The following is a 22,663-nucleotide window of genomic DNA, read 5'->3' on the forward strand; positions in this document are numbered from 1 at the left end:
TGCGGGACGAGGGCCCGGAAACCCGGCAACTGAGCGCGGAAAGCGGCAGGATCAGACCGGCGGGCGCAGGTCTTTCTGCTCTTCGTCGAGGCGATAGTTGAGGAACTTGGTCAGGTCGAGCGGACCGTCTCCGAGGCGCTGGGGCTGCGGATCGGCAGCCGCCATCTCCTGCGCTGCGACCTTGGAAGCCGAAGCGCTGAGCCGGGTGAAAAGCGGCGCCTCTTCCGTCGCTGCATAGGCGGAGGCGAAGCTGCTCGCAAGCCGGCTTTCCGAACTGGACACCGAGTTGCGGAACAGGGCCTCGAACGGATTGTTGCTCTGGGTCGCCTGGAAGGCACTCACCACCCGCTGCGTCGCCTCGTCGATGGAGGCCCCGAGCTCGGCAGTCTCCTGCGTTGCTCCGGTGGCTGCCATCGGTGCGACCGCGCGGCTCTTCTCAAGTCCCGCCACCTGCACCAGCTGCGTTGCCACATCATGCTTGGAGGTAATCTCCGCATAGACTTCATTGGCGCTGCGTGCGGAGCCATCCCGGTTGAAGAAGATCGCCTTGTTCGCCCGCGCCTGGGTCGGGAAAAGATCTGCCGCCGTCTGCCCACCGTTCTGCTCGGTGGCCTGGATCAGCCGCGATGCGCCGCTCGCCCCGAGGAAATGCGCCATGTAGAGCTCGCCCTCGGTCGCGTTGCGGCCGAGCTTGGACGACAGGGTCTGGGCATTCTTCTGGGTCAGGGCCCCGGCCATCAGGGCGGAGATTTCCGGATCCTTGCGCAGGTCAAGGATCTCTCTGCGCGCCTGCGGATCGGAGACCGTGTATTTGCCATTGCGCGTCCGGGAGATCTGGTCCGCATACTGGCCGAGCCCGAGCTCCTTGCCAGATTCCTTCATGGTCTCCAGCCAGGTGCTCTCGATGAACTGGAACAGTCCGGTCGCGGAAGAGGTCTTGGCCTTGGCGGTCGGCTCGAGGGACGATTCGCGCATGGCCGTCTTGACGAGATAGTCGAAGGAAGCTCCCGTACTGGTGGAAGCTGTCTGGAATGCCTGCTCGATCCGAGACGCGATCGAGGCAGAGTCTGCTACACGCATGTCCCTTCTCCTCGATGGAACCGTTACCTGTTCGTTAATCTCGCGCTCAGGAGGTTAACAAATGGTTAACGCGGATCTCTGATCCCCTGCCTTCGGTAAGATTTCGCGCGCGGCACAAGGGGAAAGCGCCCTGACTGGCCCGTGACTTGGCGAAAACAGAAGGGCCGCTGGCGAGGGTCTCCGCCAGCGGCCCGGGATCTTGCAGTTTGCGAAAGGCAGGAAGGGGCAGACAGTCCCCTCGCCCGGAGATTCGCCGCCAGCAGCGCGCCTCAGGCGCCCGGACGTGCCAGCTGGAAGACCTCGTCCACCACCGCATAGTCCATGTAGCCCAGCCGCGAGAGGGCCCGCACGCGGGTGACGTCGAAACGTCCGTCCACGATCGCCTCTTCCGCGATATGCACGCCCACGACCTGACCGAAGACCACCCAGGAATTCGTGTCCTTGCCGTCCAGATCGTTCAGGCGGCGGGTGAAGAGATGCTTGCACTCCAGCGCCGCATAGGCCTTGGCCACCCGCGATGCCTTCACCAGCAAGGACGGCGCGGTGATGAGGCCGGCGCGCTCGAACTCGCTCTCCCCATGGGCAAGAGGCGCGGAACTCGCGTTCATCTCCGCCGAAAGATCATGGCTGGCAAAGTTGCAGACGAACTCGCCGGTCGCATCCACGTTCGACACCGTGTCCTTGTAGCCGGAAGAGGCGAACATCACCGTCGGCGGGGCATCGCTCACCGCATTGAAGAAGCTGTAGGGCGCCAGATTTGGCCGCCCCTCCCCGTCCAGCGTGGAGATCCAGCCGATGGGGCGCGGGCTGACGATGGCCTTGAACGGATTGTGCGGCAGGCCGTGATCATTGGCTTCGGTCGTGTAGAACATGGGAACTTATCCTTCCTGCCAGTCGCTGACGATATCTTCCAGCGCCGGGCGCGGACGTTCAAACGGAGCCTGGGTCGGCGTGCCGATATGGACGAAACCGGCGAAGCGCTCGCCCTCGCCCGCTCCCAGGTAGCGGGCAGCGTCCTCGTCGAAACAGTACCATTCGCTCAACCACTGGGCCGCAAAGCCGCTGGCGGCGGCCGCGTTGACCAGGTTCATGGCCGAGGCCCCCACGGAGAGCTCCTGCTCCCACACCGGGATCTTGGGATGAAGGGCCGCCTTGGACACCACGCCAATGACGATCGGAGCACGGGTAAAGCGGGTCAGCTCCTGCTCGCGCTGTGCATCGCCCCCCACGGTGCCGCGGGCCTCGGCGATCTCCAGAAGCTTTGCGCCGATGCGGGTGCGCGCCTCGCCCCGGTAGACGATGAAGCGCCAGGGCGCCAGCTTGCCGTGATCCGGCACGCGGGAGGCAACGGTGAGAATGGCATTGAGATCGGCCTCGCCCGGCCCCGGTTCACTCATGGTGACGCAAGGGTGGGACCGCCGGGAAAGCAGGAAGTCGAGCGCGGCCTGATGGCGCGGAGCGAATTCGGACATGGAGGACAGGACCCCTTCGGCTGGACGGACGCCGGCTGGACACCGGCGCCCTAGGACTTAAATCAATGGCGAGACTTGTCAACTTCGACAGAAATGTCTTGAATTCGCCCGATTTTCGGGCACACAACACCAGGTGCTCATGAGGCAGGCTCGTCAGCTTGGGCGAGTCACCCGGACAGGCGCCGTCACGTCCCGCGTGCCCTCGCCGGTCCGATCATGTGCCGAGCGCTCCTAACCTGGCCAGACGGCTGCCGAAACGCATGCCGGAGCCGAAACCCGAGACCCGGACCGCCGTGACCCGATGACCCGAAGCCCCGCCTCGCCCCGGACCCAGACGCAGGCCCCGTCACTGGCCCCGTCCCGCCACCCGGCGCCGGACGATGGCCTGCGGATCCTCGCGCGCTGGTGCGGCTCGACGGCGATGGCCGCTCTCCTCACCGCCACCGCCTGCTTGCCGGCCCGCGCCGAAGGCGAGTTCACGGCTGCCGTGCCCCGGCCCAAGCCCTCGGCAGAGGAAAGCGTCGACCTCACGCCGCAGGATCCGATCGAGAACCTTCTGGACCGTGAGCCCAAGCCGCTCTTTTCCAACACCCTGATCCCCTACGCCCCGGCCGTGCGCAGCCTGCCCGGCGGAACGCTGGAAGTGCAGCAGGGTGCGCTTTACCTGACCGCCCGCCTGACCGAGGACAGCCCGCCCCTGCCCAGCGGCGTGATGTGGCGCATCTATTCGGAAACTTCCAGCGACGACGGACGTCTGGAGCTGGTGGCTCAGGCAGAAGGCGGCGACGCGGAATTCCGCCTCGATCCGGGCGCCTATCTCATCCACACCGCCTATGGCTATGCCACGCGCACCAACCGGATCGTCATCGGCCGCGAGGCCAAGCCCAAGGAAGTGATCCTGAACGCCGGCGGCGTGCTGCTGAGCGCGTCCTCGGAACACGACACGCCCCTGACCTCGGCGCCCCTGAGCTTCGACATCTACGGCTCGGACTTCAACGAGCGCGGCGAGCGCAACCTCGTGGCCCGCGACGTGCACCCCGGCAAGATCATCCGCCTGGCCGCCGACACCTACCACATCGTCTCCCGCTACGGCGACATCAACGCCATCGTGCGCGCCAACGTGCAGGTTCTGCCCGGCAAGCTGACCGAAGCCCGCATCTATCACCAGGCCGCCGACATCACGCTGAAGCTCGTCAACGCGCCCGGCGGCGAGGCCATCGCCAACACCTCCTGGACCGTGTTGAACACCGGCGGCGACGTGGTGGTGGAAGCCTCCGGCGCCTTCCCGGACTTTGTCCTGGCGGCCGGCGACTACGAGGTCATCGCCCGCAACAACGGCGAGATCTATCGCAGCGATTTCTCCGTGAAGGATGGCGAGGACCGGGAAGTCGAAGTGGTGACCGCCAGCGCCCTGAGCCGGGCGGCCAGCGACTGATCATTCGATGGCGCGAAATAGAGCCTGACGCCGATCAGGCCAGCGGATCGCTGCCAGCAAGTCGCATCACCTGACCCTGCAGGTAATCCATGACTTCCTTCTGGTCCCGGAAGCCGGCAAGCGTCTCGTAAGGGATGGGCACGCCCGCCCGGGTGGTGATGGCCGAACCGAGCAGCCTGCGGAACTCGCGCACCAGAAGCGACAGGCGCAGGGTGAGCGAGAACCCGGACACCAGGTGGAACAGCCACGAGTTCTGGCCGTGGAAATAGATCGGCAGGACCGTTGCCCGCGACGAGCGGATCATCTTCGCCGTGAAGGTCTTCCACGGCAGTTCCTCCGCCCGGCCGAAGGGCTTGCGGGCGGTCGCCACCCCTCCGCCCGGGAACACCACCACCGTGCCCCCGGCGGCCAGAAGCTCCAGCGCTTGCCTCCGGGTCTGCATGTTGGTCTTCAGCGCGTCTTTCGTTTCCTCGAAATCGACGGGAAGCGAGAAGGGCCGCACTTCCGGCACCTTCAGCAGCTCGTTGTTGATGAGGATCTTGAAGGGGCGCCCCAGCTGCTCGGCAAGCGACAGGATCGCCAGCCCGTCGCCGATGCCATAAGGGTGGTTGGCGATGATCACCAGCGGGCCCTGCGGAAGGTCGCGCGGCGGCCAGGCATCCGCCTCCAGCGCCACGTTCAGATTGATCAGCCCCAGAAGATCCCCCCAGATGGTCGGGGACGTGCCGACGAAGCTCTCCCGCCACAGCGCGTAGGTCTTCAGCAGCTGGCGCCGGCCGGACAGCCCCTCGATGGCCCGGATGACGACCCGCTTCAACAGCGGGTGATCCGGATTTGCATAGCTGAATTCCGCGTGGTCCAAGGCAGTCTCTCCCGCGACCGGATCTGAGCAGGCAAATAATCGCCAGCCATAGCCCGCAATTCATTGCCGTTTCGTGACACCCGGCGCAACCCCGCACAAATACACCCCCGCCCCTCGTCCGGCCGGGACGACGGAGGGGTATGGGCGGTCTGAGGTCTCCCGGCAGCGAAGACCAGCCCTCCCCCCACCAGACGAAAAAAGCCCGGGCACACGGCCCGGGCTTTCTCATCTTTCAACGATCGCTCAGCGCGAGAGGATCACTTCAGGTCCGGCGCGATGGCCTCTTCCACGAAGGCGGCGATCGCGTCGTCCAGGGTCATGGACGTCTGGTCCTTGGACCCGAGGCGACGCACGTTCACCGTGCGCTCTTCCGCTTCGCGCTTGCCGCAGACGACGATGACCGGAACCTTGGCCAGCGAATGCTCGCGGACCTTGTAGTTGATCTTCTCGTTGCGGAAGTCGGTCTCCACGGAGAGACCGGCCGCCTTGAGCTTCTCAGCCACTTCGCGGCCATAGTCATCCGCATCCGAGGTAATCGTGGCGACCACGACCTGCAGCGGCGCGAGCCACAGCGGGAAGTGCCCGGCGAAGTTCTCGATCAGAATGCCGAGGAACCGTTCCATGGAGCCGCAGATGGCGCGGTGGATCATGACCGGGGTCTTCTTTTCCCCGTCCTTGTCCACGTAGAAGGCGCCGAAGCGTTCCGGCAGGTTGAAGTCCACCTGGGTGGTGCCGCACTGCCAGTCACGGCCGATGGCATCCTTCAGGGTGTATTCGAACTTCGGCCCGTAGAAAGCACCTTCGCCCGGCAGAATGTCGGTCTTCACCCGGCCACCCGAGCGTTCCTCGATCTGCTTCAGAACCCGGCCCATCACCTCTTCGGCGTGATCCCAGAGCTCGTCGGATCCGACGCGCTTTTCCGGACGGGTCGACAGCTTGACCACGATCTGCTCGAAGCCGAAATGCTCGTAGACCGAGAGGATCAGATCGTTGATCTTCAGGCACTCTTCGGCCATCTGCTCTTCGGTGCAGAAGATGTGGGCGTCATCCTGGGTGAAGCCGCGCACGCGCATCAGCCCGTGCATGGCCCCCGAGGGCTCATAGCGGTGCACCATGCCGAATTCGGCAAGGCGCAAAGGCAGATCGCGGTAGGACTTCAGCCCGTGCTTGAAGATCTGCACGTGACCCGGGCAGTTCATCGGCTTGAGCGCGAAGACGCGGGTGTCCTCGGCTTCCGTGTCCGCGCACTGGACGGAGAACATGTTCTCCTTGTACCAGCCCCAGTGACCGGAGGTCTCCCACAGGGAGGTGTCGAGCACCTGCGGCGCGTTCACCTCGTCGTAGTCGGCCGCCAGACGCCGGCGCATGTAGGCGGTCAGCTTCTGGAACAGGCTCCAGCCCTTGGCATGCCAGAACACGACGCCCGGACCTTCTTCCTGGAAGTGGAAGAGATCCATCTCGCGGCCGAGCTTGCGGTGATCGCGCTTCTCGGCTTCCTCCAGCATGTGGAGATAGCCCTTGAGATCCGCGTCATTGGCCCAGGCGGTGGCATAGATGCGGGTCAGCATCTCGTTGTTGCTGTCCCCGCGCCAATAGGCGCCGGCCACCTTCATCAGCTTGAAGCTGTCGCCGATCTGGCGGGTGTTGGTCATGTGCGGACCACGGCAGAGATCGAGCCACTCGCCCTGCTTGTAGATCTTCAGCGACTGGTCTTCCGGAATGGCGTCGACCAGCTCGACCTTGTAGGCCTCGCCCTTGGCGGCGAAATAGGCCTTGGCCTCGTCGCGCGACCAGATTTCCTTGGTGAAGGCCGCCCCGCGCGCAATGATCTCGCGCATCTTCTTCTCGATGACCGGCAGGTCATCGGGCGTGAAGGGCCAGTCCTTGCCCGCGTCGGCAGAACCTTCCGGGTGAACGCGCTTGAAGTCGTAGTAGAAGCCGTTCTCGATCACCGGGCCGATGGTCACCTGGGTGCCCGGCCACAGATCCTGCACGGCCTCCGCCATCACGTGGGCGGCGTCGTGGCGGATCAGCTCCAGCGCCCGCGGATCGTCACGGGTGACGATCTCTATGCGCGCATCCGCGTCGATCGGATCGGAAAGGTCCTTGAGTTCCCCGTCGAGGGTCATCGCCACGGCCTTCTTGGCCAGCGACTTGGAAATGCCCTCGGCCACCGCGGCACCGGTGGTGCCAACAGCGATCTCGCGCACGGAATTATCGGGGAAGGTCAGTTGAACGGTCATGTCATGTCTCCGGCTCACTCCTGCAAACAGGGCAGGTAAGCATCTGGCAGTTTGAAGATGGGGGAGCTTTAAGGGATTTGCGCCAGAGGGGCAACCGGCTCATCCCCAACGTTGACCGTGCGGCGAGGCTGTTTCGAGGCAAACGCGCCTTCCGCCCTCAGCCGGCAGGTCCTTTCTCCCACAGGTTCACCCGCGTGCCCCGGTCGATCCTCAGGGCCGCGCGCAGCCCGATGCGGCGCAGGAGCCAGAGCCTGCGTTCGAGCGAGATGCGAGCGCGCCAGAGCTTCCTGCCGAGCCGGTCCAGAGGAGACATCCGCCGCCGCGCAGGCTGCGATCGGTCACCAATGGAGGTCTCCATGTCCATCCAGCCGACCGGATAGGGCAGGATCTCGTGCACCTGGCACCCTGTCTTCAGCTGACGACCATAGAGAAGATCAATCGGCTCACGGAAGGTCCTGCTGCTCCTCAGCAGCTTGGCCGCTCCGTCCCGCGAGACCAGATAGCAAGCGGACCCGAAGGGAGCACGATCAGAGACATAAGCCATGCGCTCATGCACCTGAGCGACCGGCCAGCCCCGGTAAGGCAGGTGATAGCTGCCCGAGAGCCTGACCAGCTCCCATCCTTCCGGAAAGATCGCGGGATCGCTGATCCACCGGGCGAAATCTGCCGGAAGGCTGACATCGTCCTCCATGATTACGCCGTAGGGCGCATCGCTGTAGAGCAGGTTCAACAGAGCCTGCCGATGACTGAGGCAGCAGGCGAGCTCGCCGCGCGAAAGAAAGCGCTGCTCCAGCCCGAACCGCGCCACGCCGAATTCCTCATGGGCCTGCGCGCCAAGCGACTTGCCATCGACCGCCTCGAGAAACTGGAAGGGCAGCCCAAGCCGGGCCATCTGACGTTCCACGGAGCGCCGACGCTCGACCTGAGAGGGAAAGTTGATAACTTGAATGAAGGGTACAAACACGGTCAAATCACTGAAAAACAATAATGAAAGAGCTGACCGTTAAAGGCAGGCGGACGACGGCGTCAAGCGCCCCGCCGCCGGAAAATTTTCCGTCGCACACCCACCTGTCGCACCAATACGACAGGAACAGACCCGTAAAAATGCCCCCTCACCCCAGGCGACTGGCGTCGTCCATATGCGCGCCCGTCCACTGGCCATAGCGCCAGGGCAGGAACCAGTGGGCGCGGGCGGGCAGGGTTTCGGGCACGGGATCGAAGCCCGAGGGGCTCCAGGGGTGGCAGCGCAGGATGCGGGCGAGCCCCACCCAGCCGCCGCGCCACAGGCCGAAGCGCATCAGCGCCTGCGCCGTATAATCGGAGCAGGTCGGCGCATAGCGACAGCCGCGGCCCATGACCAGCGACAGGGAATGACGGTAGATCCAGATGAAGAGCAGCCCTGCGCGGGCGGGCCAGCTGGCCTGCCGCCAAGAGGGTGACTGCAAAGGCAACTGCGCCTGTGAGGCCGCACGCGAAGACTCATATGTCCCGAGATTCGCGGCAGACACGGCCGGATCGCGGTGCTGCTCACCCTGGCCCGCCGGATCCTTCGCGGTATCCCGGACATGACCAGAGCCCAGCCGGGCCGCAGGCCCCTCCCGGCGTGGATCACACGAACCGCACATGGCCTCAGATCGCAGCCGAGCGGGCTGTGTCCGCGCTCTCGGCGGCGATCTTGTCGAGGCAGTCGACCACCGCATCGAAAGTCAGCAGCGTCGAGGCATGCCGGGCCTTGTAGTCCTTGACCGGCTCGAGAAAGCGGAATTCGGCAAACTTGCCCTCCGGTGCCGGGCCGCCGTCCTTCAGCATCGCATACATGGTGGCCTTGAGATCGCGCAGCTCTTCCGGTGTCGCGCCCATCACGTGCCGCCCCATCAGCGACGAGGCCGCCTGACCCAGCGCACAGGCCTTCACGTCCTGCGCAAAGGCGCTGACCTTGCCATCCGTCAGACTGAGATCGACCACCACCTTCGAACCGCACAGCTTGGAGACAGCCGTGGCACTGGCCTGAGGCGCGTCAAGCCGGCCAAGGTGGGGAATGTTGCCGGCAAATTCCAGGATGCGGGCATTGTAGATATCGTCGAGCATCTGTTCCTGGCTCTCGTCTTGCAGCGGCGGGGCAAGCCAGCCGTATCAGTCCCATGGGCGGCCCAAGGGTGGTCCGGGGATCGTCCGGGGCCGCGTGTCTCTCCCTATATAGTCAGCGAGAGCGGCGATGGACAGGGGATGCGCGCTGCACACAACCGCGTGATCACAAAGCGGGGAAACCGCATGAAACCCCTCCGTCGAAGCAGCCTTGCAACCCTTGACCGTTTCGCCGGTTCTTGCAGGAATGGCATTTAGAAGCTATCTCCCCACCACACGCAAAGAACAGCAAGTCGCCAGACGGCCATGATCCGCCCTCCCCCCGGTCACGTATGATCGGACAAGGACCGGATGACGCGAACGCAAGAATTCACGGATCGGACCCAACCAATGGATCAGGACCAGGCGACGAGGATCACCATGGACGCCGTATTGAACACCGGTAAAGCGCCCCACATCCGCAAGAGCACCGCAGAGCTGAAGCGGCCCAGCCGCGAGGAAGCGGAAGCCGCCGTGCGCACCCTGCTCGCATGGGCGGGAGACGACCCCCAGCGCGAAGGCCTGCTCGACACGCCGAAGCGGGTGGCCAAGGCCTATGAGGAACTCTTCTCCGGCTATTTCCAGGATCCGATGGAGCATCTGGAGCGCACTTTCGAGGATGTGGGCGGCTACACCGACATCGTCCTGGTGCGCGGCATTCCGTTCCATTCCCATTGCGAACACCACATGCTGCCCTTCATCGGCACCGCACACATTGCCTATTATCCGTCGGAAGGCGTGGTTGGCCTGTCGAAGCTGGCGCGCGTGGTCGACATCTTCTCCAAGCGTCTCCAGACCCAGGAGAACTTGACGGCCCAGATCGCATCGGCCATTGACGGATCGCTCGCCCCGCGCGGGCTGGCGGTGATGCTGGAAGCAGAGCACCAGTGCATGACCATGCGCGGTGTGCAGAAGCCCGGCGTCTCCACCATCACGACCCGCTTCACCGGTGTGTTCGAGGACAATGCCGGCGAGCAGGCCAAGTTCATGTCGCTGGTTCGCGGCTAAGCGCTCCCAAGGATCCTCCCGGCGCGCGCCGCCGCGCCGGCCCACCCGAGGATCCAACTGTGACCGACAGCATCTTTGCCCCCCGAGGCTCGAAACAGGAGCTGGAGCACGGAACCACGCTCCAGCCCCGCTTCGATGACAATGGCCTCATCTGCGCCGTGGTCACCCAGGCCGATACCGGCGAGCTGCTCATGGTCGGTTACATGAATGCGGAAGCCCTGAAGCGCACCATCGACACGGGCGAGGCCTGGTACTGGAGCCGCTCGCGCCAGGAATACTGGAAGAAGGGCGGCACCTCCGGCCAGGTCCAGAAGGTCGTGGAGATGCGCACCGACTGCGACCAGGACGCCATCTGGCTCAAGGTCCGGGTCGAGGGCAACGGCGCCACCTGCCACGTGGGCTACAATTCCTGCTTCTATCGCCGCATCGAGAAGGCGCCGGACGGATCAGCCGTGCTCGCCGCCCCGGACGAGGCCCCCGTCTATGACCCGGACGAGGTCTACGGCCACAAGTGACCTCATGTGACAGACAGCAGGAAGCCGGGAGATGCCCCGGCTTCTGACATTTCGTACCTTGCGCGAAAGGCTTACCGCCTTCAGGGCGTGGAGATGTAGCTGCGCATCTGTTCGGCTTCCAGCTCCACCTGCGCGATCTTGTGCTTCACCACGTCGCCGATGGAAATGACGCCGATCACCTTGCGGTCCTCATCGACCACGGGCATGTGGCGGAACCGGCCGCTGCTCATCTTCGACATGACCGAATTGACGCTGTCCCCCTCCACGCAGGTGATGACGGCACGGGTCATGATGTCGCCCACCGCCAGATCAAGAGCTCCCGGCCCCTGCTGGCCGATGGCCTTGACGATATCGCGCTCCGAGATGATCCCCTCGATCAGGCCTTCCGCCCCCGTGATGACGATGGCGCCGATCTTGCGCTCGGAAAGCACCTTGCAGATACCCGCCAGCGACGTGGTCGCCCGCTCCGAAATCACGTTGCGCCCCTTGCCCTTCAGAATGGATGCAACCGTCATAGGCGTCCTCCTCATGTCATGACGTGGGGCCAATCTCCCTTTTGACCCAGCGTCATCATGACAAATTCCGCAGCCGGCGCAAACGGGCTTTTCAGACAGACCTGCTTTTGCGCGGCGGCACTGGATCCAGCAGGGGGAAGAGCAGCAGCCCCGCAAGGAAGCCGCCGATATGGGCCTGCCAGGCAACGGAACTGCCCTCTCCGGCAAGCGGCATGCTGACGAAGCCGAAGAGCAGGTTCATCGCGAACCACACGCCGATGAACCCCACCACATTGCGATTGGTAAGAGAGTCCCGTAATGGCACAGCCGGCACCTGATAGGCGCCCAGATCCCGTCTGCGCATCGCGCCGAGCGGACCGCCCAGTTCAAAGATGAAACGGATGGCAGCGGCCATCTGGCCGGAAATGGCGGCCGAGGCGCCGACCATCGGCAGCCCCTCGCCAAAGTGGGTGAGGAGATGGGCCAGCGACCCCGCCACCGTGCAGAGCGCGCTGAGCAGAAGGAACCGCACGGCGCCGAAACGTCGGGCCACCGCCGATCCGAAGACGACCATCCACAGCAGGTTGGCCACCAGATGCCCCAAGCCTCCGTGCAGGAAGCCATAGGAGAGGAACTGCCAGACATCGGCAGCAAACCCGCCGGGTGCGGCTCCACCTGCCAGAACCTCGGACGTGTAGCGCGCCGGCCAGAAGGCGAAATAGAAGAGGCTGAGCACATAATCCTGCGGTGAGAGCAGGTGATACTGCAGCAGATAGACCCCGATCAGGACCGCGCAGAGCCCGACGACCACGCCCGGCAGATTGAACATGGGCTGCGGACCGCCCTGCCCGCCGCTGAATGGGCCGTCAGGTCCCGAGGGACCGGAGGAAGGGCTGACAGGATCGGGATGGGTCATGAGGCGTGGCTTCCGGATGAAGCGATCGGGCGGATCCCTTCATGAAGGACGGCCGATCGGCGGGGTGTCATGCCTTGATGTACGTGTTCGCGCCGCAAGGGCAAGGGTGAAGTGATCTCCCCTGCCGCCTCAGCCCTCGAACCGGCGCCTGCGCGCGCCGGTCTCGACTGCGTTTTCCCCCGATAATCCGGCCCCGTCCGGTGACGATCAGGGACCGCTGAAACGTCCGGATATCTGGCGCCGACAGGACCGTGAAAAGGCAAAACCCCCGCCGGACCGCGGTCTCGACGAGGGTTTTTCCGGTCGCGTCCCCACACGACGAAGCCCCTGAGCCGGTTCATGCCGGCACATCATCCAGCCCGCGGCGCGCAACAGGGCGGCACCGGCCGGGCCGGAGAGAAGACTCTCTTCAGGTCTTAAGCTATCCTTAATCTGAGCCAACGCACCGGAGGGCACAAGGGGCAAGATCCCGTTAACCTTAAGCGCCGCGCTCGAAAGCGAAAAAGACCAGCCTTTCACGCGGGTTGGCACGGCAACTGCAGTGTAGACCTCGAGAAACCGAACAGGGGACGAAATGTCCCGCTTCGGGACAGGTCAGAGAGAACGGATGGTTCATTTTGGCAATGTCCCGCGAGAACGAGAGGCGTATTGAGATGAAGAACGGCGTGACACAGGCTCTCTACAGCTACTGGGACGATCTGCGCGGCACCCGCCCGGCCCCCAACCGCTCCGAAGTCGACCCTGGGCGCATTCGCGGCCTGCTGGGCGACACCTTCATCCTGGAAACCTCCGGCGCGCAGAACGTGCGCTATCGCCTGGCCGGCACCCGGCTGTGCTCCGCCCATTGCCGCGAGCTGAAGGGCCGCAACTTCCTGCGCGGCTGGTCCACCAAGGACCGCGAGGCCCTCGAAAGCCTGCTCACCGCCATCACGGAAGATGGGGCTGCGGCCGTGGTCGGCGTCAACGGCCACACGGAGCGGGACCAGGTGCTGCGCATGGAAATGCTGCTGCTGCCGCTGAACGTTCCCGGCGAAGGCCGCACCCGCATCCTCGGCTCCTGCACCCCGATGGACCGCCCCTACTGGCTGGGCCTGCATCCGATTCTCCAGCAGTCCATCACCAGCCTGCGTCTGGTCTGGCCCGACGAGCGCCCCGCCTTCCTGCGCGGTCCGCAGACGGCCAACCCGATCCTGCCCCGCTTCCAGGCAGAGCGCATGCCCATGCCGGTTCCCGCTGCAGCCATGGCCGCCGGTGCCGAGCGCCGGGTGGGGCATCTGACCGTGTATCAGGGCGGAAAGGCCTGAGACACACCGGGCAAAATCCGTCAGGCACTCTTACTGATCGTTAACCCGCAGCAGCCTAAGGTAATCCACCTAGGGATGAGTGCATCACGCACGCGGGCAAACGGGTGAGAAGGCATGGGCGCCGGACTGGCAACGGCATCTGAGGGATCGAGACCGCTCCAGGCGGCCGATCGGCGCAGACACCAGCGCGTTGCCGTGAACATTCTCGGCCGCTTCATGCTTGAGGACCGCCGCGAATACCCCTGCCAGGTCATCGACATGTCTCCCGGCGGAATGGCCATGATCACCCCCGTCTCCGGGCGGGTCGGTGAACGGGTCATTGCCTATCTGGACCATCTCAGCCGGGTCGAAGGCAAGATCTCCCGCGTTTTCGACGGGGGATTCGCCGTCGAGCTCAACAACACGTCCCGCAAGCGCGACAAGATCGCCAACATCCTGACGTGGCTGGCCAACCGGGACGAGCTCAATCTGCCCGAAGACCGCCGCCACGATCGCTTCGTGCCGAAGAATCCGATCACCAAGATGGTTCTGCCCGACGGGTCCGAGCACATGTGCCGGATCATCGACGTGTCGCTGTCGGGCGCCGCCATTGCCACGGACGTGGAACCGGAAATGGGCGACAGCATCGCCCTCGGCAAGATGCGGGCCCGCGTTGTCCGCCGCATCGAAGGCGGCATCGCGGTGGAATTCGCCGCGATCCAGAACCGCGAACTTCTCGAACACCACATCACCAGCACCACCGGCCGCTAAGGTCGGTTGCCAGAGCGGGATCACCCCGCTGACGCTGCCGCTCGCGCATGGCCCTGGCGTGCCCCTGCCCGTTCCCGTGCCCGCGCGCGTCCGGCGACAGCTCCTCCACACTTGGTTAGCAGCAAGCCTGATCGCACATCAGGCAGGTCTTTTGCGCAAGCATTGTCCCCGAATCCCGGACCGCAAGAGGCGGGGGGCCACAGGTTCCACAAACCCGAAGACGGCTGACGCCACCGTCCTGCACCGAGGCGGTGCTCAACGCCCTTGATGGTCTTGCCAATCCTTACAGCCGCCGGCGGCCTGAGAGCCGCACGCATCCCGATCTTTTTTCGCCTCTGACGCGATTTTTTTCTGCCGCCAGAAACGCGGAAATCTTGCCATTTGCCTGGCTCAAGAGGGTTGTTCCCGCAGGATTTCCCACCTCGAAAGATCGCAGAAAATCCATATAAAACAATCACCTGACGGTTTTTCCATAAAATTTTAGTCAAATGCGCTTCAAGATTTATTCAAATAAGCCTCAAATATAGATCGAGTTTGAATAAAGTATAATTTTGATCTTATTCTTTCAATTATAAGCACATAAAAAGCGCCATGCGATGTTGCGTCTCACCTCGATGGGGAGGCGCAAGAATGAAATTCAAGAATACATTTACTATCTCTACGGCAGCAACACTAGTCCTGATGTCCGCATCGATGGCAATGGCATCTCCGAGCCGCTTCATGGCCATGGGATCGGCCGTCAAGGCACCGGTTGGACATGTGCAGTTCTGCGCGGAGAATCCGGCGGAATGCCAGGGCAGGGAAGATCCGGTCGTGGTTCGCCTGACCGAAGCCCGCTGGAACGAACTGATCGCGCTCAACCAGCGCGTCAACAGAAGCATTCGCCCGGTGACCGACGATCAACTCTTCGGTCGCGAAGAATACTGGACCTTCCCCACGTCGGGTGCTGGGGATTGCGAAGAATACGTCCTGGAAAAGCGTCGCGAGCTGATCGCAGCCGGCTGGCCGAAGAGCGCCCTGCTGATCACCGTCGCCAAGGACATCAAGAACGCGGGCCATGCGGTTCTGACGGTACGCACCGATCAGGGCGACATGATCCTCGACAACCAGATCGAAGCGGTTCTGCCGTGGTATTCCACGCCCTACCGCTACATCAAGCGCCAGTCCACCACCGAACCCGCACGGTGGACCGGCATCTCCGACAAGCGCGTCACCACGGTGGGCAGCCTCGGAAACTGAAATGTGGGTTTGGAGGATTTGTCCGGAAACGGGCAAACGGGAAGATCCGGTCGCGTCCCCACCCTCCCCATCCCTACCACGACCGGATCCAGGGAGTCGGCTCGCCCCCGCAGGCCGGCTCCCGCCCCTTTCCGGGCCCTGTGGCCCGAATGAAAGAAGCCCCGGCCATTGGCGCGGGGCTTTTTTTCGTCTCTCGCAGGCCGTATCAGCCGTCGATCGGAGTCAGTCCGGCCTTGAAGCGGCGCCAGTTGCGCTGATAACCGAGCGCCGACTGCCGCAGGCCCTCGACCGCGTTGTCATCGAGCTCGCGCACCACCTTCGCCGGCATCCCCACGACAAGGGAATTATCCGGGATCACTTTGCCTTCCGGCACCAGGGCATTGGCCCCGATCAGGCAGTTCTTCCCGATCACGGCCCCGTTGAGCACCGTCGCGCCCATGCCGATCAGGGAATTCTCGCCGATGGTGCAACCATGCAGGATCGCCTTGTGACCGATGGTGCATCCCGCCCCGATGGTGAGCGGAAAGCCCATGTCAGAGTGGCACACGGTGCCGTCCTGAATGTTGGTGCCCTCGCCCACGCGGATCAGCTCGTTGTCGCCGCGCAGAACGGCGCCGAACCAGACGCTGGCGCCCCGATCGAGCCGCACCGCCCCGATGACACTCGCATCGGGCGCCACCCAGCAGTCGGCCGGGTCCACCAGCACCGGCACCCGATCCTCAAGCCTGTAAAGCGTCATGTCGTCCTCCCGAAAAAGAAAAGGCCGGGCCCACTCCTCGTGAACCCGTGCCGATCTGGCGTCCCGCATCCCGGACGGTCGTGATCTGCGGATCAGAGCCCGTGGGCGATCCCGAGGGCGAAATGCATCACCACGACACCGGAGCACAGGCTCCACATCCCGGCAATCGTCGAGGAGGCAACCAGCCATCCGATGGGCCGGCCTTCCAGGCGGCGACCGCGGATGGCATTGCGCATGATAATGAAAGGTCCGGCAAAGATGCAAAGGGAGACCGCACAGATCGTGCCGATCACCGACTGGGCATCGAGGGCGAAATGAGGCGGCCGGTCGGTCACCAGCTGATAGAGGCTGCCGAGGACGCCGGCGGCAACAAAACCTGCGGTCCCGATATACAGTGCGAGAACGAGTTCGAAGAGCACGTTTTAACCTCTTGTTAACTTTTTCACCCGGATGCTGGGTTAAGAAACTGTTAGGAACAAGTGCAAACACCGTGCCGATTCGATTTTCGGCCCCAACCTGGCAGAAACCCTGAGATCCATGCGACTTGCCGCGCTCCCTCTCCATCCCGAAGCGGCACATATGTGCCAATGCGGGACAGGTGCGTGCCATCGTGACGCCGCGGATTTCGCCGTCCTGTCCCGAAAAGGGCATGGCGGGACCACCTCCCGCCAGAAGGGCACAGGTCGAAGGGGCACCGATCTTTGATCCCCTTCGAGCTCCCCCGCGCGACAGGCATCAGGCCCTTCTACTTCACGGCTCTTCTCGGGCTCCTCGCCCTCGCCGCCAGCCTTCATCTCATGCTGCTCGCGGCCCAATGGAGCGGCTTGTGGAAAAGCGACCGGCCGTGGGATGCCAGTCCCCAGGTCTTCAGCGTGGATCTGGAGGGCTACCGGCTTCAGGTTCCCAGCGGCCTGCTCGGCGGCACGACCCATCGCCTCGCCCGGCTCACCGGCCATCTGGCCCTGTCCAACCTGCAGATAACCGCCGTGTGGCCGACGATGATCGGCGCCGGAGACGTGGTGGACGATCCCTTCACGGGCGCAGGCCGGCGCCAGGACCGCAAGAAGCTGCTGCAGATCGAAGTGCGGGTCGGTGCGCCGCGCGAGACCATGCGTGACCAGCTCGACAGCGTCTTCCGCAAGCTGGCCCGCGGCCGGCCCGATGCGGGACCCGGCGGCCTGGTGCGGCTGCGCCTCTCCGCCCTCGACACGGCCGAGACCGACGAGATCTTCTTCGAGCCGGGACGGGACAATGGCTTCATTGCCCGCTGCCAGCTGCGCCAGAGTGGTGGCGGCTCGTGCCTGCGCGAGCTGACCTGGGGGCCGCTGACCGTCTCCTACCGCTTCAACCCCTCGCTGCTCGCCAACTGGGGCAGCCTGGAACGGCGCGTCCTCACACTGGTCGCCTCGCTTCCCCAGTAGGGCAGGCGCAAACAGGCGCACACCGCTGCGGCTGAAAACCATACCCGCCGAAATCAAAGACCCCGACGCAGCAAGGCGCCCAAAAAACAAAGACCCCGGCGCCGCAAGGCGCCAGGGTCTTTCGTCAATCCGGGTGCAAGCGCTGAGGCTTACAAATCTTCCAGATCATATTCGAGGATCGCCATCTGGAAGTTCCAGCACAGATCCTCGTCCTCGTCATCGCGGAACACGACGCCGATGAATTCGTCGCCGACATAGACTTCGGCGCTGTCGTCCTTGCGCGGACGCGCCTTCACCTTGATGGTGTCCAGGGAGAACTTGGACCGCAGGAAGGCTTCGAGCTTGCGGATTTCATCAGGTTTCAACGGAACGCTCCTGCTGGTTGTCTGTCGTCATTTACGGGGAACGGAAGCGACCCTTACACCATCGCGCCAAGGTCTCAACCGGCTGTCTCAGCTTTCCCCGTCTTCCTCTGCCTCACTGCGCTCCGAGACGCTGTTCAGCCCGTTCAGCAAATGATCCATGCTGCGCGCGGGTTCCGAGCAGCCGGCCTGACCGACGATCTTTGCCGGAACGCCCGCCACGGTCGTGTTGGGCGGAACCTCCTTCAGCACCACGGAGCCGGCTGCAATGCGTGAGCAATGACCGATCTCCAGATTGCCGAGGATCTTCGCCCCCGCCCCGATCAGCACGCCATTGCGGATCTTGGGATGACGGTCGCCCCCTTCCTTGCCCGTGCCGCCAAGGGTCACGCCCTGCAGGATGGAAACATCGTCGCCGATCACCGCCGTCATGCCCACGACGAGGCCGGTGCCATGGTCGATGAAGATGCCACGACCGACGGGCACAGCCGGGTGAATGTCGATCTGGAACACTTCCGAGGACCGCGACTGGAGATAGAGCGCGAAATCGCGACGCCCCTGCCGCCACAGCCAGTTGGCGAGACGATGGGTCTGAAGCGCGTGGAAGCCCTTGAAATAGAGGACCGGCTCCAGAAGGCGCTCGCAGGCGGGGTCACGGTCATAGACGGCAACGATGTCCACCCGGAAGATTTCCGCCAGTTCGGGCTCGCTCGCCAGCGCCTCCATGTAGGTCTGGCGGATCAGCGAGGCGGAAACGACGTCACGCCCCAGCCGGTCGCCCAGACGATGGATCAGCGCCTCTTCGAGGGACTGGTGATTGAGAACGGTTTCATAGACGAAGGAGGAGAGCGCCGGTTCGCTGACGACCATGGCTTCGGCTTCTTCGCGCAGCTGGCGCCAGACGGGATCGTGCTGGGCAAGGGAAGCCGCAGACTGACGAGGGCTCGGATTGGACATGCTGTCTCTCCTGGTTCGGGCGCCGGCCAAGGCCGCGCCAACCGAAACGGACCTTAAGATAGGCATTCCGGATGGAATACAAAAGGCAAACTTGTGTTACGCCCCTCCGCCTGCTTTGCTGGCCTTAAGGATTCTCAAACTCCAGCCACGATGGTGCGACACACGTGACGGCAAATTCCGCAAGTCCGGACAGCAGGATCCGGATCGAGACAGAGGGCGCGCTCGCCCGGCTGGTAATCGACAATCCCGCAAGACGCAATGCCCTCGACCTGAACATGTGGCGCGCGCTCACACAGGCTGTGCGAAATCTCGGCGCCGATGACAGCGTCCGCGCCGTTCTGGTGACTGGATCCGCCGCCCCGGATGGCACCCGCGACTTTTCGGCAGGCGCGGACATTTCCGAATTCGAGACCACCCGCGCTACCCCGGAAGCGGCCGCCGCCTATGATGCTGTCAATCTCGAGGCCTTTGCCGCCCTGCGCGATCTGCCCAAGCCGACCCTGGCGGTCATCACCGGCAACTGCATGGGCGGGGGTCTCGGCATCGCGCTCGCCTGCGACATGCGCCTGGCCGCCGACGATGCCCGCTTCTGCCTGCCGCCTGCCCGGCTCGGTCTGGCCTATCCGCCCGAGGGGCTTGCCGACGTGGTCAATGCCATTGGTGCGCCCTGGGCGCGCCGCCTGATCTACACCGCCGAGGTGGTGTCGGCCGAACGTGCGCTCGCCATCGGTCTGGTGGAGGAGCTTCATGCGCCCGAGGCGCTCGACGGTGCCGCCTTGGCGCTGGCCACCCTCATGAGCCGCAATGCACCCCTCTCCCAACAGGCAGGCAAGGCGGCGATCGCAGCCGTCCTTCATCCGTCCGAGCCCGCCCGCGCCACCCATGCCGCCCGGCTGGCCGCAGACTGCTACGCCAGCGCGGACTTTGCCGAAGGCCGCGCCGCCTTTCTGGAAAAGCGCAAGCCGGTCTTCAGCGGCAGCTGACCCCGCCCGGCGGCCTGCGCCCGATTCAGTTTCTCAAGGAGCACGCCCAAGCCCCTGACACCGCAACGTCAGCACGCGAACGCGACTTCGAGGCTCTCCTTGAATCACTTTGCCAGCCTTCGCGCCGCAAGCCATTGACCTGAAAATAAAAAAGCCGCCCGGGCACGAACCCGGACGGCTTTTTTTTCAGACGGCAAGTAAAAGGCCTGTTCAGGCAGGCGTGGTTTCCAGGAACTCCAGAACCCCGGCCTTGTAGACCTTGTCCCCGACGGCGACCATGTGATCGCGATCCGGAATATCGAGCACATGGGCGTTGGGCATCAGGTCCGCGAGGCGCTGGGCGGAGCCGGCGATGTCATCCTTGGTCCCGACGGCTACAAGCACCGGCTGGGTGATCCGGGCCACATCGGCCTCGGAGATCTTCTGCCGCGAGGAGCGCATGCAGGCCGCCAGCGCCAGCCGGTCCGACTTGGTCTGTTCCGCAAAGGCGCGGAAGGCGCGCCCGGTCCGGTCGCTCACATCCTGGATACGCTCGGCCTCCAGGGCTGACGCGATCGGCTCGGGATCGCCCACGCCGCTGACCATGCCATAGCCCAGCCCGCCGAAGATGACCCGGCGGACCTTCTCCGGGTGATTGAGGGCGAGGAAGGCGGAGATGCGCGCGCCCATCGAGTAGCCCATCACATCCACCTTCTCCAGGCCCAGATGTTCGAGGAGATGGAAGGCGTCTTCCGCCATGACCGGCGCGCCATAGTCGTCCGGATTGTAGAACTTGCTGCTGTCTCCGTGCCCGCGATTGTCGAGGGAGATCACCCGGTAACCCGCGCGGGTCAGGGTGCGCACCCAGCCGGGATAGTCCCAGTTGACAAACTTGTTGGAGGCAAAGCCATGGATCAGCAGGATGGGTTCGCCTTCGCCCTCGTCGGCATAGGCGATCTCGACCCCGTTGGTTTCAAATGTCGGCATGGGAGGATCCGGGTTTCGTCTGGAAGATCTTGAAGAGTGATCGTGGTACGGGAGCCGCCGCCCCCGGTCAAGCAAGCCGCCGGTGCGTCACCCCGGCAAGCTTTTCTGCAAAAGCTGCTTTTCCCCTACACAAGGGGGTTTCAAATGGCTATTGTCCGCCGCAAAACGGCCACCCCTTTTGATTGGATTGGACAGATGGCGGACCATGTAACCCCCCATTTCCAGAACACCAGCGGTCACGATTCCATCGCGATCGGCGCGCGCGAATTCATGTGCATCGGCGCCAACCCGCCCTTCGATCACCCGCATGTCTTCCTGGATCTGGGCGACGGCAACGAGATCGTCTGCCCCTACTGCTCCACGCTCTACAAGTTCGATGCGACCCTGAAGCCGACGGAGACCTCTCCGGCCGATTGCCTGTGGTCGCCCGACACGGCCACCAACGCCGCCTGAGCCAAGGACAAGAGACGTCCGGGCCAAAGACGTTCGGGGTGGGAGACCCGCTCTCCCGCGCCTCTTTCGACCCGGCGCCACGGGCCACCCAGACAGACAGGCACGTCATGTCCGATCCCATCCTGATCGTCGGCGCCGGCATCGGCGGCCTGAACGCCGCGCTTGCGCTGGCCACGCGCGGCCACCGGGTGACCGTTCTGGAACGGGCCGCCGAGATCACCGAGGTCGGCGCCGGTCTGCAGCTTTCCCCCAATGCCTGTCACTGCCTGCGCCAGATCGGCGTGCTGGAAAGCGTTGCCGCCCGCGCAACCGCTCCGGACGCGATCCACGTGCGCTCGGGCCACAGCGGCGCGACGATCACCCGCCTGCCGCTCTCTCCCTATCTCGAGGATCTTTACGGCGCGCCCTATCTGGTCTCCCATCGGGCTGACCTGCAGCGCGCTCTTCACGAGGCCTGCGAGGCCCACGAGCGGATCGAGATCCGCCTGGGCCACGCCTTTGCAGGACGCGAGACCGGCAGCAACGGTCGCGTTCTCGCACGCTTCGAGACCGCCGAGGGTCAGACCACCCTGGAAACGCCCCTGCTGATCGGCGCCGATGGGGTCTGGTCGGCGGTGCGCAAGACCATTCCGGGGGCTGCGCAGGCCACCTTCACCGGCCGCACCGCCTATCGGGCAACCCTGCCGGCCGAGCTGGTCCCTGCCGACGAAATGCGCGACACCGGGCTCTGGCTCGGCAGCGAGGCTCATCTGGTTCATTATCCGCTGGAAGCAGGCCGCAGCTTCAATCTCGTCGCCCTCATCCGGGAAGACTGGCAGGAAGAAACCTGGTCGGCGCCGGTCGCCCGCGACACCTTCCTCAAGACCTTCACCCGCTGGGCGCCCTCTGCCCGGCGCCTGCTCGACCAGCCGGAGACCTGGTTGAAATGGGCCCTATGCGGGGTGGATGCGCTCGCCGGCCCCTGGGGCACCGGCGGGGAGAACGGCCAGACGCTCCTTCTCGGCGATGCCGCCCACGGCATGCTGCCCTTTGCCGCCCAGGGCGCGGCCATGGCCATCGAGGACGGAGCGGTGCTGGCCGATCTGGTCACCCGCCTCGGCCCCTCCGACACGCGCCTTCTGGCCGCCTACAAGACCCTGCGCAAGGAGCGCGTCGCGAAGGTTCAGGCAACCGCCCGCAGCAACGGGGAGATCTATCATCTCTCCGGCCCCATGGCCCTTGCCCGCGACACGGTGATGCGTGTTGCCGGTGGCCGCAACCTGCTGCGCCGTCAGGACTGGATCTATCGCTGGCAGCCGCCGGCAGTCTGAGCCCGGCGCGCCGCTCTCCGGGAGACGCGC

At 64.5% G+C, this 22,663-nt stretch carries 25 protein-coding genes; 10 read left to right on the forward strand and 15 right to left on the reverse strand.

Going from position 1 to position 22,663, the window contains the following annotated elements; translation table 11 throughout:
- Nucleotides 1-51: 51 nt before the first annotated feature.
- From FR728_RS09205 to FR728_RS09215, 3 genes are all read right to left on the reverse strand, one after another.
- Nucleotides 52-1,080: a lytic transglycosylase domain-containing protein gene (locus tag FR728_RS09205; protein WP_149892400.1), complete on the reverse strand. Its 1,029-nt coding sequence runs from the start codon at nt 1,078-1,080 to the stop codon at nt 52-54.
- Between the two features lie 269 nt (nt 1,081-1,349).
- Nucleotides 1,350-1,952: a flavin reductase family protein gene (locus FR728_RS09210; protein ID WP_149892401.1), complete on the reverse strand. Its 603-nt coding sequence runs from the start codon at nt 1,950-1,952 to the stop codon at nt 1,350-1,352.
- Nucleotides 1,953-1,958: 6 nt separating this feature from the next.
- Nucleotides 1,959-2,552 (reverse strand): nitroreductase family protein, encoded by a 594-nt coding sequence (locus tag FR728_RS09215; RefSeq protein ID WP_149892402.1) that lies wholly within the window; start codon nt 2,550-2,552, stop codon nt 1,959-1,961.
- 301 nt (nt 2,553-2,853) lie between these two features.
- Here FR728_RS09215 and FR728_RS09220 point away from each other — a divergent pair, with 301 nt between their 5' ends.
- Nucleotides 2,854-3,987 carry a hypothetical protein gene (locus FR728_RS09220; protein WP_149892403.1) on the forward strand — a complete coding sequence of 378 codons (1,134 nt, stop codon included), beginning with the start codon at nt 2,854-2,856 and terminating at the stop codon, nt 3,985-3,987.
- Nucleotides 3,988-4,021: 34 nt separating this feature from the next.
- On the opposite strand, the gene FR728_RS09225 is transcribed toward FR728_RS09220, so the two are convergent.
- From FR728_RS09225 to FR728_RS09245, 5 genes are all read right to left on the reverse strand, one after another.
- Nucleotides 4,022-4,849 carry a lysophospholipid acyltransferase family protein gene (locus FR728_RS09225; protein WP_149892404.1) on the reverse strand — a complete coding sequence of 276 codons (828 nt, stop codon included), beginning with the start codon at nt 4,847-4,849 and terminating at the stop codon, nt 4,022-4,024.
- Between the two features lie 257 nt (nt 4,850-5,106).
- On the reverse strand, nt 5,107-7,092 hold the full coding sequence (gene thrS / locus FR728_RS09230; protein ID WP_149892405.1) for a threonine--tRNA ligase: 1,986 nt from the start codon (nt 7,090-7,092) through the stop codon (nt 5,107-5,109).
- A 157-nt stretch (nt 7,093-7,249) separates the two neighbouring features.
- On the reverse strand, nt 7,250-8,056 hold the full coding sequence (locus FR728_RS09235; protein WP_188318848.1) for a glycosyltransferase family 25 protein: 807 nt from the start codon (nt 8,054-8,056) through the stop codon (nt 7,250-7,252).
- Between the two features lie 148 nt (nt 8,057-8,204).
- Nucleotides 8,205-8,537, reverse strand: coding sequence for a membrane protein insertion efficiency factor YidD (gene yidD / locus FR728_RS19565; RefSeq protein ID WP_244304515.1), 333 nt, complete (start codon nt 8,535-8,537; stop codon nt 8,205-8,207).
- Nucleotides 8,538-8,721: 184 nt separating this feature from the next.
- Nucleotides 8,722-9,180, reverse strand: coding sequence for an iron-sulfur cluster assembly scaffold protein (locus FR728_RS09245; RefSeq protein ID WP_149892408.1), 459 nt, complete (start codon nt 9,178-9,180; stop codon nt 8,722-8,724).
- Nucleotides 9,181-9,597: 417 nt separating this feature from the next.
- Between FR728_RS09245 and folE the strand changes: the two genes are divergently transcribed.
- Nucleotides 9,598-10,224, forward strand: a complete 627-nt coding sequence (gene folE / locus FR728_RS09250) for a GTP cyclohydrolase I FolE (protein WP_149892409.1) — start codon at nt 9,598-9,600, stop codon at nt 10,222-10,224.
- A 59-nt stretch (nt 10,225-10,283) separates the two neighbouring features.
- The gene (hisI, locus tag FR728_RS09255) at nt 10,284-10,739 is read left to right on the forward strand and encodes a phosphoribosyl-AMP cyclohydrolase (RefSeq protein WP_149892410.1); all 456 of its coding nucleotides are present in this window, start codon (nt 10,284-10,286) and stop codon (nt 10,737-10,739) included.
- Between the two features lie 80 nt (nt 10,740-10,819).
- Here the strand turns inward: hisI and FR728_RS09260 are convergent, their stop codons facing one another.
- Complete coding sequence (locus tag FR728_RS09260; protein ID WP_149892411.1) at nt 10,820-11,254, reverse strand: CBS domain-containing protein; 435 nt, start codon at nt 11,252-11,254, stop codon at nt 10,820-10,822.
- A gap of 91 nt (nt 11,255-11,345) precedes the next feature.
- Nucleotides 11,346-12,062, reverse strand: a complete 717-nt coding sequence (locus FR728_RS09265) for a rhomboid family intramembrane serine protease (RefSeq protein ID WP_244304517.1) — start codon at nt 12,060-12,062, stop codon at nt 11,346-11,348.
- 752 nt (nt 12,063-12,814) lie between these two features.
- Here FR728_RS09265 and FR728_RS09270 point away from each other — a divergent pair.
- The 3 genes from FR728_RS09270 to FR728_RS09280 all read left to right on the forward strand — a co-directional run bounded on the left by FR728_RS09270 (nt 12,815) and on the right by FR728_RS09280 (nt 15,442).
- On the forward strand, nt 12,815-13,453 hold the full coding sequence (locus tag FR728_RS09270; protein ID WP_208998745.1) for a PAS domain-containing protein: 639 nt from the start codon (nt 12,815-12,817) through the stop codon (nt 13,451-13,453).
- Between the two features lie 114 nt (nt 13,454-13,567).
- Complete coding sequence (locus FR728_RS09275) at nt 13,568-14,203, forward strand: PilZ domain-containing protein (RefSeq protein WP_149892414.1); 636 nt, start codon at nt 13,568-13,570, stop codon at nt 14,201-14,203.
- A 693-nt stretch (nt 14,204-14,896) separates the two neighbouring features.
- The gene (locus FR728_RS09280) at nt 14,897-15,442 is read left to right on the forward strand and encodes a transglutaminase-like cysteine peptidase (RefSeq protein ID WP_244304519.1); all 546 of its coding nucleotides are present in this window, start codon (nt 14,897-14,899) and stop codon (nt 15,440-15,442) included.
- Nucleotides 15,443-15,647: 205 nt separating this feature from the next.
- Here FR728_RS09280 and FR728_RS09285 read toward each other — a convergent pair whose 3' ends face one another.
- Complete coding sequence (locus FR728_RS09285; RefSeq protein ID WP_149892415.1) at nt 15,648-16,181, reverse strand: gamma carbonic anhydrase family protein; 534 nt, start codon at nt 16,179-16,181, stop codon at nt 15,648-15,650.
- Nucleotides 16,182-16,273: 92 nt separating this feature from the next.
- Complete coding sequence (locus FR728_RS09290; RefSeq protein ID WP_149892416.1) at nt 16,274-16,600, reverse strand: DUF6949 family protein; 327 nt, start codon at nt 16,598-16,600, stop codon at nt 16,274-16,276.
- Nucleotides 16,601-16,882: 282 nt separating this feature from the next.
- Between FR728_RS09290 and FR728_RS09295 the strand changes: the two genes are divergently transcribed.
- Nucleotides 16,883-17,602: a hypothetical protein gene (locus FR728_RS09295; protein ID WP_149892417.1), complete on the forward strand. Its 720-nt coding sequence runs from the start codon at nt 16,883-16,885 to the stop codon at nt 17,600-17,602.
- Between the two features lie 149 nt (nt 17,603-17,751).
- On the opposite strand, the gene FR728_RS09300 is transcribed toward FR728_RS09295, so the two are convergent.
- Nucleotides 17,752-17,967: a DUF3126 family protein gene (locus tag FR728_RS09300; RefSeq protein ID WP_149892418.1), complete on the reverse strand. Its 216-nt coding sequence runs from the start codon at nt 17,965-17,967 to the stop codon at nt 17,752-17,754.
- Nucleotides 17,968-18,054: 87 nt separating this feature from the next.
- A complete protein-coding gene (gene cysE / locus FR728_RS09305) occupies nt 18,055-18,921 on the reverse strand; it encodes a serine O-acetyltransferase (RefSeq protein WP_149892419.1) in 867 nt (288 codons plus the stop codon).
- 164 nt (nt 18,922-19,085) lie between these two features.
- Between cysE and FR728_RS09310 the strand changes: the two genes are divergently transcribed.
- Nucleotides 19,086-19,904: an enoyl-CoA hydratase-related protein gene (locus FR728_RS09310; protein ID WP_188318849.1), complete on the forward strand. Its 819-nt coding sequence runs from the start codon at nt 19,086-19,088 to the stop codon at nt 19,902-19,904.
- Nucleotides 19,905-20,114: 210 nt separating this feature from the next.
- Here FR728_RS09310 and FR728_RS09315 read toward each other — a convergent pair whose 3' ends face one another.
- Nucleotides 20,115-20,870: an alpha/beta fold hydrolase gene (locus FR728_RS09315; protein WP_149892420.1), complete on the reverse strand. Its 756-nt coding sequence runs from the start codon at nt 20,868-20,870 to the stop codon at nt 20,115-20,117.
- A 195-nt stretch (nt 20,871-21,065) separates the two neighbouring features.
- On the opposite strand from FR728_RS09315, the gene FR728_RS09320 reads away from it, so the two are divergent.
- Nucleotides 21,066-21,323: a zinc-finger domain-containing protein gene (locus FR728_RS09320; protein WP_149892421.1), complete on the forward strand. Its 258-nt coding sequence runs from the start codon at nt 21,066-21,068 to the stop codon at nt 21,321-21,323.
- A 107-nt stretch (nt 21,324-21,430) separates the two neighbouring features.
- A complete protein-coding gene (locus FR728_RS09325; protein ID WP_149892422.1) occupies nt 21,431-22,633 on the forward strand; it encodes an FAD-dependent monooxygenase in 1,203 nt (400 codons plus the stop codon).
- Nucleotides 22,634-22,663: the final 30 nt, after the last annotated feature.

This window comes from Roseibium aestuarii, from assembly GCF_008477545.1.
GTDB classification, from domain to species: Bacteria; Pseudomonadota; Alphaproteobacteria; order Rhizobiales; family Stappiaceae; genus Roseibium; species Roseibium aestuarii.